The 13,505-nt window shown below is 61.7% G+C and carries 12 protein-coding genes; 4 read left to right on the top strand and 8 right to left on the bottom strand.

What is annotated here, in order from left to right; genetic code table 11:
- Positions 1 to 107 precede the first annotated feature (107 nt).
- On the top strand, positions 108 to 1,094 hold the full coding sequence (locus AB8A50_RS09600) for an ABC transporter substrate-binding protein (RefSeq protein ID WP_120292027.1): 987 nt from the start codon (positions 108 to 110) through the stop codon (positions 1,092 to 1,094).
- A 199-nt stretch (positions 1,095 to 1,293) separates the two neighbouring features.
- Here AB8A50_RS09600 and AB8A50_RS09595 read toward each other — a convergent pair whose 3' ends face one another.
- Positions 1,294 to 2,295, bottom strand: a complete 1,002-nt coding sequence (locus AB8A50_RS09595; RefSeq protein WP_439077519.1) for a flavin reductase — start codon at positions 2,293 to 2,295, stop codon at positions 1,294 to 1,296.
- Positions 2,296 to 2,435: 140 nt separating this feature from the next.
- Here AB8A50_RS09595 and AB8A50_RS09590 point away from each other — a divergent pair, with 140 nt between their 5' ends.
- Positions 2,436 to 3,482 (top strand): peptidase M29, encoded by a 1,047-nt coding sequence (locus tag AB8A50_RS09590; protein ID WP_439077518.1) that lies wholly within the window; start codon positions 2,436 to 2,438, stop codon positions 3,480 to 3,482.
- A gap of 28 nt (positions 3,483 to 3,510) precedes the next feature.
- Here AB8A50_RS09590 and AB8A50_RS09585 read toward each other — a convergent pair whose 3' ends face one another.
- The 6 genes from AB8A50_RS09585 to AB8A50_RS09560 all read right to left on the bottom strand — a co-directional run bounded on the left by AB8A50_RS09585 (position 3,511) and on the right by AB8A50_RS09560 (position 10,578).
- The gene (locus tag AB8A50_RS09585) at positions 3,511 to 6,666 is read right to left on the bottom strand and encodes an efflux RND transporter permease subunit (RefSeq protein WP_439077517.1); all 3,156 of its coding nucleotides are present in this window, start codon (positions 6,664 to 6,666) and stop codon (positions 3,511 to 3,513) included.
- A complete protein-coding gene (locus tag AB8A50_RS09580; RefSeq protein WP_439077516.1) occupies positions 6,663 to 8,069 on the bottom strand; it encodes an efflux RND transporter periplasmic adaptor subunit in 1,407 nt (468 codons plus the stop codon). Before AB8A50_RS09580 ends, AB8A50_RS09585 begins: the two co-directional genes overlap by 4 nt.
- Positions 8,066 to 8,473, bottom strand: a complete 408-nt coding sequence (locus AB8A50_RS09575) for a FixH family protein (protein ID WP_089263747.1) — start codon at positions 8,471 to 8,473, stop codon at positions 8,066 to 8,068. Before AB8A50_RS09575 ends, AB8A50_RS09580 begins: the two co-directional genes overlap by 4 nt.
- Before the next feature lie 94 nt (positions 8,474 to 8,567).
- Entirely contained in the window at positions 8,568 to 8,921 is a 354-nt protein-coding gene (locus tag AB8A50_RS09570) for a hypothetical protein (RefSeq protein ID WP_439077515.1), read from the bottom strand.
- 71 nt (positions 8,922 to 8,992) lie between these two features.
- Positions 8,993 to 10,288 (bottom strand): DNA polymerase IV, encoded by a 1,296-nt coding sequence (locus AB8A50_RS09565; protein WP_439077514.1) that lies wholly within the window; start codon positions 10,286 to 10,288, stop codon positions 8,993 to 8,995.
- A complete protein-coding gene (locus AB8A50_RS09560) occupies positions 10,285 to 10,578 on the bottom strand; it encodes a DUF3572 domain-containing protein (RefSeq protein ID WP_439077513.1) in 294 nt (97 codons plus the stop codon). The genes AB8A50_RS09565 and AB8A50_RS09560 overlap by 4 nt, the downstream gene beginning before the upstream one ends.
- A gap of 221 nt (positions 10,579 to 10,799) precedes the next feature.
- Between AB8A50_RS09560 and AB8A50_RS09555 the strand changes: the two genes are divergently transcribed.
- Entirely contained in the window at positions 10,800 to 11,165 is a 366-nt protein-coding gene (locus tag AB8A50_RS09555; RefSeq protein ID WP_068732379.1) for a response regulator, read from the top strand.
- 10 nt (positions 11,166 to 11,175) lie between these two features.
- A complete protein-coding gene (locus AB8A50_RS09550; RefSeq protein ID WP_089263751.1) occupies positions 11,176 to 12,549 on the top strand; it encodes a PleD family two-component system response regulator in 1,374 nt (457 codons plus the stop codon).
- Between the two features lie 7 nt (positions 12,550 to 12,556).
- On the opposite strand, the gene AB8A50_RS09545 is transcribed toward AB8A50_RS09550, so the two are convergent.
- Positions 12,557 to 13,330 carry a hypothetical protein gene (locus AB8A50_RS09545; RefSeq protein WP_439064175.1) on the bottom strand — a complete coding sequence of 258 codons (774 nt, stop codon included), beginning with the start codon at positions 13,328 to 13,330 and terminating at the stop codon, positions 12,557 to 12,559.
- Between the last annotated feature and the right edge of the window lie 175 nt (positions 13,331 to 13,505).

Here is a 13,505-nt window from a genome sequence, read left to right as displayed (position 1 = left end):
GCGCGATCATTTGAAGCATGAAACAATTGTGAGTGGGGAGCGCTTCGGCAAGAGAATTGCATTCGTTTCTGACTGCGGCCGGATCGCTGAAAACAGAGGAATTCAGGATGAAGCGGATCGCATCGAAGCGTGGCGTTGTGGCGGCTCTAGCACTCGGAGCGTTGCTGAGCAGTGGCTCGGCATTTGCCCAACAAACCATCAAGGTTGGCTGGACCATCCCGGCCGAAGAATCCAAATACTGGATGATGAAGCGTCCGCAGGAATTTGCGGATCTCGGCAAGAAATACAATATCGAGTGGGTGCAGTTTCAGGGCACCGCGCCGATGACGCAGGCACTCGCGGCCGGCGCGCTGGATTGCGCGACGCAATCGGTGCTGGCACTGGCGCAGGGCGTGCAGAGCGGCAACCTCAAGGCTTCGATCGTTGCGCAGCACGTGTTCGAAAAACCGGGCAGCTTCTCGGTCTATTGGGCGGTAAAGGACGACTCGCCGATCAAGACCATCGCCGACCTCAAGGGGAAGACGATGTCGATCAACACGCTCGGCTCCGGCATCTATGGCCCGATGGCGATCTTGCTGAAGCAGGCCGGTCTCGATCCGGCCAAGGACGTCAAGCTGGTTGAAGTCGGCTTCGCGCTCTCGGAAGAGGCGTTGCGTTCGGGCCGCGTCGACTCCGCCGTGATGAACCAGCCTTTCGCCGCGCGCATGGAAGCGAAGGGCGGCACCCGCAAGCTGTTCTCGCTGTCGCAGCAGCAGGACGGCATCGTGCACATCCTCGAAGCCTGCCGTGCCGACTTCATCGAGAAGAATCCGGAACTGGCCAAAATGTATGTGCGCGATCTGACGCTGGGCATGCAGAAGGCGTTGGCCAACCGCGACGAAACGCTGAAGGTTGTCAACGAAGTGATGAAGGCGCCGATCCCGGTGCTGGAAACCTACCTGTTGAAGGATAACGACTTCGCACGCGACCCCGGCGCCGCGCCGAACTTCGACGCGATCCAGAAGATGCTCGACACCTATGTCGAATCCGGAATGCTGCCGAAGAAGCTCGACGTCTCCGAGCTGAAGGGCAAGGTCGTCGCGCCGATCAAGTAACGGCGTCGCTCACCTACAAACAATGACACTCTCCGTCATGCCCGGCCTTGTGCCGGGCATTTTCGTTTGCTTGAGCCTTTCCGCCGTCATTGCGAGGAGCGAAGCGACGCGGCAATCCAGTTCTTTATTTGAAGAGAGACTGGATTGCTTCGTCGAAAGGGCTCCTCGCAATGACGGAGGAGACGAGCAGTGATTGTTGCTACTCGCTCGTCGCGTCCGACATGCCGCTGTCGATCAGGAGATCCAGCGTGTATTTGATGGTCGCGCGTTCGTCGTCGCTGAAGCGCTTCAGCAGTTCCGCCTCATGTTCGAGCGCCGCCTTCTGCACGGGCTTGACGCGCGCGCGGCCTTTCGCGGTCAGGTAGAGCGTGACGCGGCGCCGATCGTTCGAGGTGCTCTTGCGCTTGAGCAGATCGTCGCGCTCCATGCGGTCGAGCACTTTCGTCAGGCCGGGCTGTTTCATCAAAGCCATTGCGGCGAGTTCACCCACCGACAGGCCTTCGACGTCGGCAAGACAGGCCAGCACGCGCCATTCCGGCACCGTGAGGTCCCATTCCTTCAGCCGCGCGTGGAACGAACTGGACACGTTGAAGCTGGCGCGCGCCAGCAGATAGGACAGGTAGCTGCGTGCAAAACTGTTGCTGGCCAGGGCCGGCGCACGTGGCTGTGCCTTGTCGATGCGGCGGAGTTGTCCGGAGTGGAAGACGAGGGGGTCGTGATTGCGCTCGACGAAGTGCACGACTTCACCGACCAGGATCGTGTGGTCGCCGCCGGGATAGCGCGCCCAGGTCTTGCATTCGAAGATCGGTGCGAGGCCCTCGATCAGCGGTGCACCGCTGATGCCCGGCGCATGGGCGATATCAGCAAACTTGTCGGAGCCGCGACGGCCGAAGCGCATCGCGAGCTCGCCATGATCGGCACCGAGAAAATGAATGGCGAAAGCATCGGCTTCGACGAAGGGATCGTGGCTCGGCGAAGATTTCGCGACGCTCCACAGCACCAGCGGCGGATCGAGCGACACCGACGAGAACGAATTGGCGGTCATGCCGACAGGATGATCGCCTGTCGTTGCGGTGACCACGGTGACGCCAGTCGGGAACTGACCCAGTGCCTGACGGAAGGTCGCGGGGTTGACCGCCTGCGCCTTGTCCGGGAGCTTGTTATCCGCGACCTTGTCCTGCGCCGTCTTGTCAACCGCCATGGAATTCGCCGCTCCGCGACACCCGCGACTGCCCAAAATACAGCGCCGGATTGTCCTTCAAGATTAAAAATATTCCTTTTCATATAACATGACCACGCCTATCATCCAACCATAATCGCTTTAAAACACGGAGAAACGGCATGCTGGCGGATCGCATCGAGGCGAAATGGATCGACGCATTCTGCGAGATCTTCGAACGCTGCGCGGTCAAGCCCGGCGACACTGCCGCCATCCTCTCCGAGACGCAATCGCGCGCGCTGAATGTGCACATTGCCGAATTGGCATTGCTCCGCATGGGCGCGCGGCCGTTCCACGTCGTGGTGCCGACGCCGCGCAACAAGCAGGTCGTTCCGATCCGCTCCACCGGCGCGTCCGAAGCGATCCAGCAGCTCGGGCCAGTGGTGTCAGCATTGCAGCAGGCGGGTTTCGTGGTCGACTGCACCATCGAAGGCCTGATGCATGCCAAGGAAACACCGGAGATCCTGAAGGCCGGCGCGCGCATTCTGGTGATTTCCAACGAGCATCCGGAAGCGCTCGAGCGCATGGTGCCGGACTCGGCGCTCGAGAAGCGCGTGCGCGCGGCGGCGAAGATGCTGCGCGGCACGAAGCACATGAAGGTGACCTCGAAGGCGGGCACCGATCTGGACGTCAACATGGAAAGCGCAGCCACCGTCGGCGTCTGGGGCTGGACCGACAAGCCGGGCACGCTGGCACATTGGCCGGGCGGCATCGTGGTGAGCTTTCCGAAGAGCAAGACCATCAACGGCACGGTGGTGATGGATGCAGGCGATATCAACCTGACCTTCAAGCGCTATCTGACGTCGCCGGTGAAGATGTTGTTCAAGGACGACTATCTCACCGAGCTCACGGGCGAGGGCGCCGATGCCGAGATGATGAAGCGCTATCTCGCGGCGTGGGGCGACCGCGAAGCCTATGCCGTGTCGCATGTGGGCTGGGGCATGAATCCCAATGCGCGTTACGAGGCGCTGCAGATGTATGACCAGCGCGATACCAACGGCACGGAAATCCGCGCGGTGGCCGGCAATTTCCTGTTCTCGACCGGTGCCAATGAATTCGCGGGCCGTTACACCGCGGGGCATTTCGATCTGCCGATCTTCAAGACCACGATCACGCTCGACGGCGTGGATGTGATCAAGGACGGCGTCGTGCAGGACGTGTTCGGCTGAGTCCGAACACGTCCCTCCAGGCTCCGGGCTATCTGGTCACGGGCACGATCTCTTCTGCCGAGATCAAGCCGGCCTGAGGCAGCCGATAGCCCTTAACAATTGCATAGATCGCGGGGATCACAATCAACGTCAGCAGCGTCGACGAGATCATGCCGCCGATCATCGGCACCGCAATGCGCTGCATGATCTCCGAGCCCGTGCCGGTGCTCCACATGATCGGCAGCAGGCCCGCCATGATGGCGACCACCGTCATCATCTTGGGACGCACGCGTTCGACCGCTCCCTCCATGATGGCATCGTACAGGTCGTTGCGCGTCAGCGGCCGTCCTTCAATGTCCCGTCGCGCCTGGATCGCGGTCAATGCCTGATTCAAATAGATCAGCATCACCACGCCGGTCTCGGCGGCAACGCCGGCCAGCGCAATGAAACCGACTACGACTGCAACCGACAGGTTGAAGCCGAGCCACCACATCAGCCAAAGGCCGCCGACCAGCGCGAACGGCAGCGACAGCATGACGATCATCGTTTCGCTGATCGACCGGAAGTTCAGGTACAGCAGCAGAAAGATGATCAACAGCGTTACCGGCACGACGATCTTCAGGCGCGCCGTCGCACGTTCGAGATATTCGTACTGGCCGCTCCACATCACGTAATAGCCAGGCGTAAATTGAATGGTTGCCTGGACCGCGTGCTGCGCGTCGGCCACGTAGCCGCCGAGGTCGCGGTCGCGGATGTCGACATAGATGTAGGTGGCCAACTGTCCGTTCTCTGTCCGGATCGACGTCGGCCCTCTCGCCAGCGCAATCCTGGCCACTTCGCCGAGCGGGACCGCGCCACCTCCGGGCATCGGCACCAGCACGTCACTGGCGATAGCCTGCGGACTGTCTCTGAGGTCGCGGGGGTACCGCATGTTGACGGTGAAGCGTTGCCGGCCTTCCACGGTCGTCGTCACCGTCTGGCCGCCGAGCGCGGTTCCGATCACGTCCTGAACGTCCTGGATCATGATGCCGTAGCGCGCCAATGCCTCTCGATCCGGTGTCACATCGAGGTAGTAGCCGCGGATGCTGCGCTCGGCATAGGCGGACGACGTCCCCGGAACGGTTTTCAGGACCTGCTCGATCTGCCTGGCAAGCCGGTCGATCTCGACAAGGTCGGTGCCGATCACCTTCACGCCGATGGGCGTGCGGATGCCGGTCGACAGCATGTCGATGCGGGCCTTGATCGGCATGGTCCATGCATTCGACACGCCCGGAAACTGCAGCGCCTTGTCCATCTCGGCGATCAGTCCATCAACCGTGAGACCGGATCGCCACTCTTCCTTCGGTTTGAGGTTGATGATTGTCTCGAACATTTCGGAGGGGGCCGGATCAGTCGCTGTGGCAGCGCGCCCTGCCTTGCCATAGACCGAAGCCACCTCCGGAAACGACCGAATGATCCTGTCCTGTGTCTGCAGCAGTTCTCCGGCCTTCGTAACGGAGATGCCCGGCAGCGTCGTCGGCATATACATGAGCGTGCCCTCATTGAGACTGGGCATGAACTCGGTCCCGAGCTGACGTGCCGGCCAGACACTCGCCACGAGAACGGCGACTGCGAGCAGGACGACCAGCGTCTTTGCGCGCATCACAACGGTGATGACAGGCCGGTAGACCCAGATCAGAAAGCGGTTGATCGGATTCTTGTGTTCCGGAACGATCCGGCCGCGAACGAAGATGATCATCAGGGCCGGGACCAGCGTCACCGACAGGATGGCGGCGGCGGCCATCGCAAACGTCTTGGTGAATGCCAGAGGGCTGAACAGACGTCCTTCCTGGGATTCCAGCGTGAAGATCGGCATGAACGACACGGTGATGATCAACAGGCTGAAGAATAGCGCCGGGCCGACTTCGGAGGCTGCCTCGATCAGGACCTCGACACGCGACTTGCCGGGGGCCGCGCGTTCGAGATGTTTGTGGGCGTTCTCGATCATGACGATGGCGGCATCGACCATGGCGCCGATGGCGATCGCGATGCCGCCGAGACTCATGATGTTGGAGCCAAGACCGAGCAGTTTCATGGCGCCGAACGCCATCAGCACGCCGACCGGCAGCATCAGGATCGCAACCAGGGCACTGCGGACATGCAGCAAGAATAAGATGCAGACGAGCGCGACGACAACGCTTTCCTCCAGCAATGTGTGCTTGAGCGTGGCGATGGCGGCGTTGATCAGGTTCGAGCGGTCGTAAACCGGAACGATTTCGACGGACTTCGGCAGACTGCTGGCGATCTCCTTGAAGCGCTTCTTGACGTTCTCGATGACGTCGAGCGCATTGACGCCGAAACGCTGCAGCACGATGCCGCTGGCGACTTCGCCTTCACCATTGAGTTCGGTGATGCCGCGCCGCTCGTCGGGGCCGAGTTCGACGCGCGCGACGTCGCGGAGCAGGACCGGCGTGCCGTTGTTGGTCTTGAGCACGACATTGCCGAGATCGTTGATTGACTTCAGATAGCCTCTGCCACGGATGACATACTCGAATTCGGACAGCTCCACCGTGCGACCGCCGACATCGGCGTTGCTAGCGCGGATGGCATCCCGCATCTTCTGCATGGTGATGCCGAGGTCGCGCATCCGAAGTGGATCGAGCACGACGTTATATTGCTTGACGAAGCCACCGACGCTGGCGACTTCGGCGACGCCTTCGGCTTTAGCGAGCGCGAACTTCAAATTCCAGTCCTGGATCGCCCGTGTGTCGGCAAGGTTCAATTCCTTGGACATGATCGCGTACTGGTAGACCCAGCCGACGCCGGTGGCGTCGGGGCCCATCGTCGGCGTGACGCCGGCGGGCAGGCGGGACGTGGCTCCGTTCAGGAATTCGAGAACGCGCGACCGGGCCCAGTAGATGTCGGTCCCGTCTTCGAAGATGACATAGACGAACGACACGCCAAAGAACGAGAACCCGCGCACCACTTTCGACTTCGGCACCGTGAGCATTGCCGTCGTCAACGGATAGGTGACCTGATCCTCGATCACCTGCGGCGCCTGGCCGGGGTACTCGGTATAGACGATGACCTGCGTGTCGGAGAGATCCGGGATGGCGTCGAGCGGCAGATGCGCCAGTGCGTAGATGCCAGCGGCTGCGGCGAACCCTGTGCCGAACAACACCAGCAGCAGATTGCGCGCCGACCATGCGATGATGCGGGCGATCATTGTGGGCTCCTCGCGTCGGAAAAGCCCTTCAGTGCGGCCTTCAGATTGCTTTCAGCATCGATCAGGAAATTGGCCGAAATGACGACTGGTTCGCCGTCTGCGACTCCCTCGCGGATTTCGGCATAGCCGCCGCCGCGACGGCCGAGTTCGACGCCGCGCGGTTCGAAGCGACCCTGTCCTTTGTCGATGAGCACCGATTGCCGGGTGCCGGTGTCGATCACAGCGCTCTCCGGGACGGACACGACCGGATCCGCACTTCCGGTCTCGATCGAAGCGTCGATATACATGTCCGGTAGCAGAGCGAGATCGGCGTTTGTGAGTTCGATACGGACGCGTGTCGTCCGGGTCTCGCGATTGACCTGCGGATAGATCACGTTGACCTTGCCTGCAAACTGCCTGCCGGAGAGGCTACGCGTCCGGACGGTCACCGGCTGTCCGACGGCGATGGCGCCAAGATCGCGCTCCGCGACATCGACCATCGCCCAGACGAGCGACGTGTCGGCGATACGAAAGAGGATGTCGCCGGGTTGCGCCCGCATTCCTTCGACGGCGTTGCGCTCAAGAACGATGCCGTCCCGCGGGGCGGCCCACGCGATGGAGATCGGGACGATGCGACTCTTCTCGATTTCGGCAATCACCGTGTCCGGAACGTCGAGATTCATGATCCGTTGACGGGACCCGCGCCCATACAGTCCGTCGCCGCCGGTTGTCTTCGACGTGATCGTCGCGACGTATTCCGCCGCAGCGGACGAGATCGCCGGGCTGTAGATATCCATCAAGGGCTGCCCGCTGCGGACCTTCGTGCCGGTGGTGACATCGGCAACCTTCTGCACCCAGCTTTCCGCGCGCATCGAGATCACGGAGATGCGCCGTTCGTCGAGCTGGATCGTGCCGGGTGCACGGATCGTCGTCAGGATCACGCGCTTGGCGGCTGGCTCGGACTTCACGCCCGTGCGCTGTATCTTGCCCGGAGAGAGCTTGACTGATCCATTGTCGGAATCGTCACCGTCGAACACCGGGATGTAATCCATCCCCATGGAGTCCTTCTTCGGCGTTGGCGACGTGTCCGGCAGTCCCATCGGATTGCGGTAATACTTGATCCTACGCTCTGTACTCACCGAGTTCGGACCCGGCACCGGCTCGGTTATGATATCCTCGAAGCTGATGTCAGCGTTCGCCGGAACGGCGCGGTAGTTGCGGCCGTCCAGCGTTTTCTTCGGCGTCGACGAGTATGCGGGCTTCCCGTCTGGATCTTGATAGTAGATCGGCGCTCGGGCTTCCTGCGCATCGGCGGGGGTGGCTACGGCGAGGGCGTGCGTCAACGGTCGCTGCGCGATGATGAATCCGCCTCCGGCCGCCGCGATGAACGCGGCGGCGGTGCCAGCTAAAACGGCGCGGTTCATTTCTGCGCCGTGATGACGAGCTTGTTCTCGACGGAGCCGGTTTCTCCCTGCACCTTGGCGCCCAGAGAAAGCTGCCAGCGACCGGCCATTCCGAAAGTGGCCTTGAACTTGTAGGTGCCGGGCTCGGCCCCCGATACTGGCGTGACCTTGGTGGCCATCTCCTGCATGCCGTCAGGAGCCATGTCGAGACGGGTTGCAAAAATAACGGCATCCGGCACGGGCTTGCCGGTCTTGGTATTCATCAGGCGAACGGTGATGATCTTGTCGGGGCCGGCCTGAACGGACTGATCGACGAGCTCGAACGTGTAGTCCTTGATGTCAGCCAGTGCAGCCGTGCTTGCGCCGCCCAAAGCGACAGCGAGCAACGCGGCCCGGAAGGCGCGCGGGGAGTTAGACGTCTTCATGGTTTGGTATCCTCGATTGAATCTGATGTGCCGCGAACGGCATGCGTCATCCGCGCGCCTGGAGGCACGCGGCAGCGACGGCGCTCAGCGCCGCTCAGATCGAAGTGCGAGGAGGGTGGTCTGGAGGGGGACGGTTGACGCCATCGGTCAGCGCGTCATTCAGCATCGAGTGGTAGGTTCGGACGGCGTGGCGAACCGTCATGGGTGGCGCCAAAGAGGGCCCCGCCTGGACGGTCTTCAACACGCAAATCGCGAGAAGTGGACAGTCCTGGCAATCCTTACTCTTCTGTTCGGATGGGCAGCAGGGCATGTCACCGGACATCGCCGACATGTCGGTCATCGTGGCCGACGGGCTTTTGGCGGCCGCCGGAGTCACCATTGGCGCCACCGAGAGGCCGATGGTCACGAAGATCGCTAGAAAGAGTTTCAGGAGCCGACGAAGATCCATATTCGACCATCTCACGGCCACCACAGCGTGGGAAGCCCGGGCACATCACAAGTTCGCAATCCCTATGGGGATTATGTCCTTGGCTTCTCCGGTCCGTCATAGGCAATGCCGCGGATCACCGCGGCACTGCCGAACTTCTTCCTGAGATCGTCCATCGCCCGCTCGGCATGCGACGAGCGGCGGTCGAGCATGTTGTCGTCGCCGGCCTCGTTGCCGGGCTTCAGCGCGCTGACACCGGTGCCGATCAGGCGGAAGGCGGTGCCGTCGATTTCCTTTGCCAGCATCTCGCGGCTGATATCGAAGATGCGCGCCGCCATCTGCGTGGGCGACTGGATCGATTGCGAGCGGGTGCGCTGGCGGAAATCCGCGGTTTTGAGTTTCAGCGTGACCGTGGTGCCGGATAATTCGCTGCTCTTCAGCCGTGACGAGACCTTTTCTGACAGGCGCCACAGAATCTTTTCCAGCGTGGCGTAGTCGCGGATGTCCTCGTTGAACGTCGTCTCGTTGGAAATCGTTTTGGCGCCGCGATCGGCGACGACGAGGCGATCGTCGATGCCGCGGGCGAGGCGCCACAGCCTGCGGCCTTCGCCGCCGAACTGTTTCATCAGGTCGGTCTCATCGGCGCGCTGTAGATCGCTGATCTTGCGAAAGCCGCGCTGCGAGAGTTTCTCCGCGGTCGCCGGGCCGACGCCGAAGATGAAGCTGACGGGCCGATCCGCGAGCATGGCCACAGCGTCTTCCTGATCAAGCGTGGCGAAGCCGCGGGGCTTGTCGAGATCGCTGGCGATCTTGGCGAGAAACTTGTTCACCGACAGGCCGACCGAAACCGTGATGCCAACAGTGCGCTCGATGTCGGCGGCGAATTTCGCCAGCACCTTGGCGGGGATCATGCCGTGGACGCGCTGCGTGCCTGAGAGATCGAGAAAGGCTTCGTCGATCGACAATGGTTCGACCAGCGGCGTCAGCGCCTGCATGGCATGGCGGACCTCACGGCCGACGCGGACATATTTCGCCATGTCGGGCCGCACCACGACGGCGTCGGGGCAGAGATCGAGCGCCTTGAACATGGGCATCGCCGAGCGCACGCCATAGGTGCGCGCGATGTAGCAGGCGGCGGACACCACGCCGCGCTTGCCGCCGCCGATGATAACAGGCCGATCGACGATGTCGGGATTGTCGCGCTTCTCGACGGTGGCGTAGAACGCATCGCAGTCGATATGCGCCAGCGTCAGCGACGGCAGCGCGTGGTGTCGCACCAGGCGCGGCGACCCGCATGACGTGCAGCGCTTGACGCGTGCATCCAGATCGACAAGGCAATCCCGGCAGAAGCAGCGCGGTCCGCTCAGCTCTGCCGGAGAGGGGCTCACGTAAAGTCCTGCCCGCGGGGATCGAGCGCGTGCCGCGCGGCGGCGATGGTGGTGGGATCCAGTTGCGACGACGCCGAAAACGCCTTCACGGTCTCGTCGTCGCGCAGCACGAAATCGAGCACGCTGACGAGGAACTGTGGATCCTTGGCAGCCGAGCGGAGAGTCTCCGGACCGATTCCACTCTCGGACAGGAACAGGCCCAGCCGCTCAGGTTCCCCGGCAACGAAGGACAGCGCCTGAATCGCAACGATTTCAGCAACTTCGCTGGGGTGGCGCTGGGGTTTTTTCATCACGCGTGTTTGCCTTTCCGTAACTTATCGTCTCTATTTTAAGTCATCATGCCCGAGTCACCGGGGCGATTCCAGTTGCAGGGATACGCGCGGTACACGGGCACTTCGGCGGGTGGCCGAAGTGAATTTGGAAGTTCGCTTCGAACATCACATTGGCCGGTGACGCAGGGCAATCATGCTCCGCGAAACAAGAACGCTCGGGTTCTGGATTGGAGGGCGGGATGGCAAAAACCGTCCTGATCGTGGAGGACAACGAGCTCAACATGAAGCTCTTCCGTGACCTGCTGGAAGCCCATGGCTATCAGACAGTCGGCACGAGCAATGGCTATGAAGCGCTCGATCTTGTCCGCTCGCTCCGCCCCGATCTCATCCTCATGGATATTCAGCTACCGCAGGTCTCCGGTCTCGAAGTGACCGGCTGGATCAAGAAGGATCCTGCGATCAGCATGATCCCCGTCGTCGCCGTCACAGCCTTCGCCATGAAGGGCGACGAAGAACGTATCCGCGAAGGCGGCTGCGAAGCCTATTTATCAAAGCCCATTTCGGTCGGAAAATTTATCGAAACCGTGCGTCGGTTCATCGGTTAGGGAGTTCCCTATGTCAGCGCGTATTCTTGTCGTCGATGACATCCCCGCCAACGTGAAACTTCTGGAAGCCCGTCTCTCGGCGGAGTATTTCGACGTCATCACCGCCTCCAACGGCGCACAGGCGCTGGAAGTCTGCGCGCGTTCCGAATGCGATCTGATCCTGCTCGACGTCATGATGCCCGACATGGACGGCTTCGAAGTCTGCCGTCGCCTGAAAGCCAATCCGAAGACGCATTTCATTCCGGTGGTCATGGTCACCGCGCTGGATTCGCCGTCGGATCGCGTGCGCGGCCTCGAAGCCGGCGCCGATGACTTCCTCACCAAGCCCGTCGCCGATGCCGTGCTGGTGGCGCGCGTACGCTCGCTGACGCGTTTGAAGATGATGACCGATGAGTTGCGCATGCGCGCCATCACCTCGCTGGAAATCGGCGTACAGGCGCCCGAGCGCAGCGCCGTGTCTGATCTGGGTGTGGGCGGACGCATCCTGCTGGTCGACGACCGTCCGTCATCCTATGAGCGGCTGGCGCCGGTCCTGTCGGCCGAACACACCGTCGATGTCGAACCCAATCCGACCGAGGCGCTGTTTCATGCCGCCGAGGGCAATTACGACCTGCTCATTGTCTCGCTGAGCCTCGAGAATTACGACGGATTGCGGCTGTGCAGCCAGGCGCGTTCGCTGGAGCGCACGCGGCAGATTCCGATTCTCGCGATTGCTGATGCCGATAACAATCCGCGGCTGCTGCGCGGTCTCGAGATCGGCGTCAACGACTACCTGATGCGTCCGGTGGACAAGAACGAGCTGCTGGCGCGTGCGCGGACGCAGGTCCGTCGCCGCCGTTACACCGATCATCTGCGCGACAATGTGCAGCACTCCATCGAAGCCGCGATCACAGACGGTCTGACCGGACTGCACAACCGCCGCTACATGGAAAGCCATCTGGAAACGCTGGCAGAGCAGGCGGCCACCCGCGGCAAGCCGCTGGCGCTGATGATGCTCGACATCGACTTCTTCAAGTCGATCAATGACAATCATGGCCATGATTGCGGTGACGACGTGCTGCGCGAATTCGCCGTGCGCATTCGCAAGTCAATCCGCGGCATCGATCTGGCCTGTCGCTACGGCGGCGAGGAATTCGTCATCGTCATGCCGGAAACCGACATGCATGTGGCCAGCATGGTCGCCGAACGTCTGCGTCGTTCGATCGCCGGCGAACCGTTCTCCATCGACAAGGGCAACAAGCGTATCGAGGTCACGATCTCGATCGGGTTGTCGACGCTGGAGAAGAAGGGCGAGCCCGTCGCCGACGTGCTCAAGCGTGCCGACGTGGCGCTGTACCGCGCCAAGCACGACGGCCGCAACCGCGTGGTTGCTGCGGCCGCCTGAGTTACTATCAGAGCCGCGTTCGCGCTGACGGCTGCGACCATCGGGACGGCGGCGAGATCGGGCGCGATCCCGTATCGAAGGTCTGTGAGACCTGCCGGGACGAACAGAACGCCGGCCGTGTCATGCGTTCCCGCAGATAGGCGTCGGCTTCCTTGGTCGGCAATTCCTTGTCGATCACCAGCTTGTCGAGTGCGCAGGCAAGGGCATCGGCGCCGGGCTTGGTGCCCGTCGCATCGCAGGTCCAGCCGGCGACAAATACCACGTTCGTGTCGAAGCGTGAGCTGAAGGCTAGGCACTGTTTCCAGCGACCATCGGCCTCGATGCGCATTTCAACGGCATGGTAGGGACCGTAGCGCGTCTCGAGATCGAAATGCCCGGCGAGCGTCCGGAAATTGAGATCAGTGAGCAAGCCGTTGCTCAGCACACCCATGCCCGGCGACGTCATTCCGCTGCCACGGCTCGGGAATGTGATCGCCAGCGCCAAGTCCGTCGTGCGATTTTGCAGCGTACCATAGCGCAGGATGTCGATCCGCGCCTTCGATGCGCGCGAAACGATGTCGGTGCTCACGGGAAGTCTGGCGATACTCCCGTCTGCAATCCTGAAAGCGGGCTTGTCATCGATGATCCGGGTTCGGTTGTGCCACTGCCAGATCAAGGCGAGGGCGATGATCCCGAAAACGATCATTCCGAAGAAATAGAATGCGTAGCGGACGGCGATGCCTGCCATGGACACGGCGGAGGTGAGCTGGCCAGCCGTCGTGTCTGTGTCGCGAAAAGACAAGGGTCGCTCCCGATGCAAATCAATTGCGTCGAATGATACCGACTTGTCGCACGAAATGACGTGAATACCGTTTCAATCGCAGGCTTCATGCCCGCCATAGTTGTGGCAGGGTAAACACGATACTGCACGCATCGCTAAAATTGAAACGATTGAGCTCGGCTTCTTACTTAACCTT

The sequence above is a fragment of the Tardiphaga sp. 841_E9_N1_2 genome (assembly GCF_051811065.1).
GTDB classification, from domain to species: domain Bacteria; phylum Pseudomonadota; class Alphaproteobacteria; order Rhizobiales; family Xanthobacteraceae; genus Tardiphaga; species Tardiphaga robiniae.
This window is presented reverse-complemented; position numbering and strand designations above follow the sequence as displayed.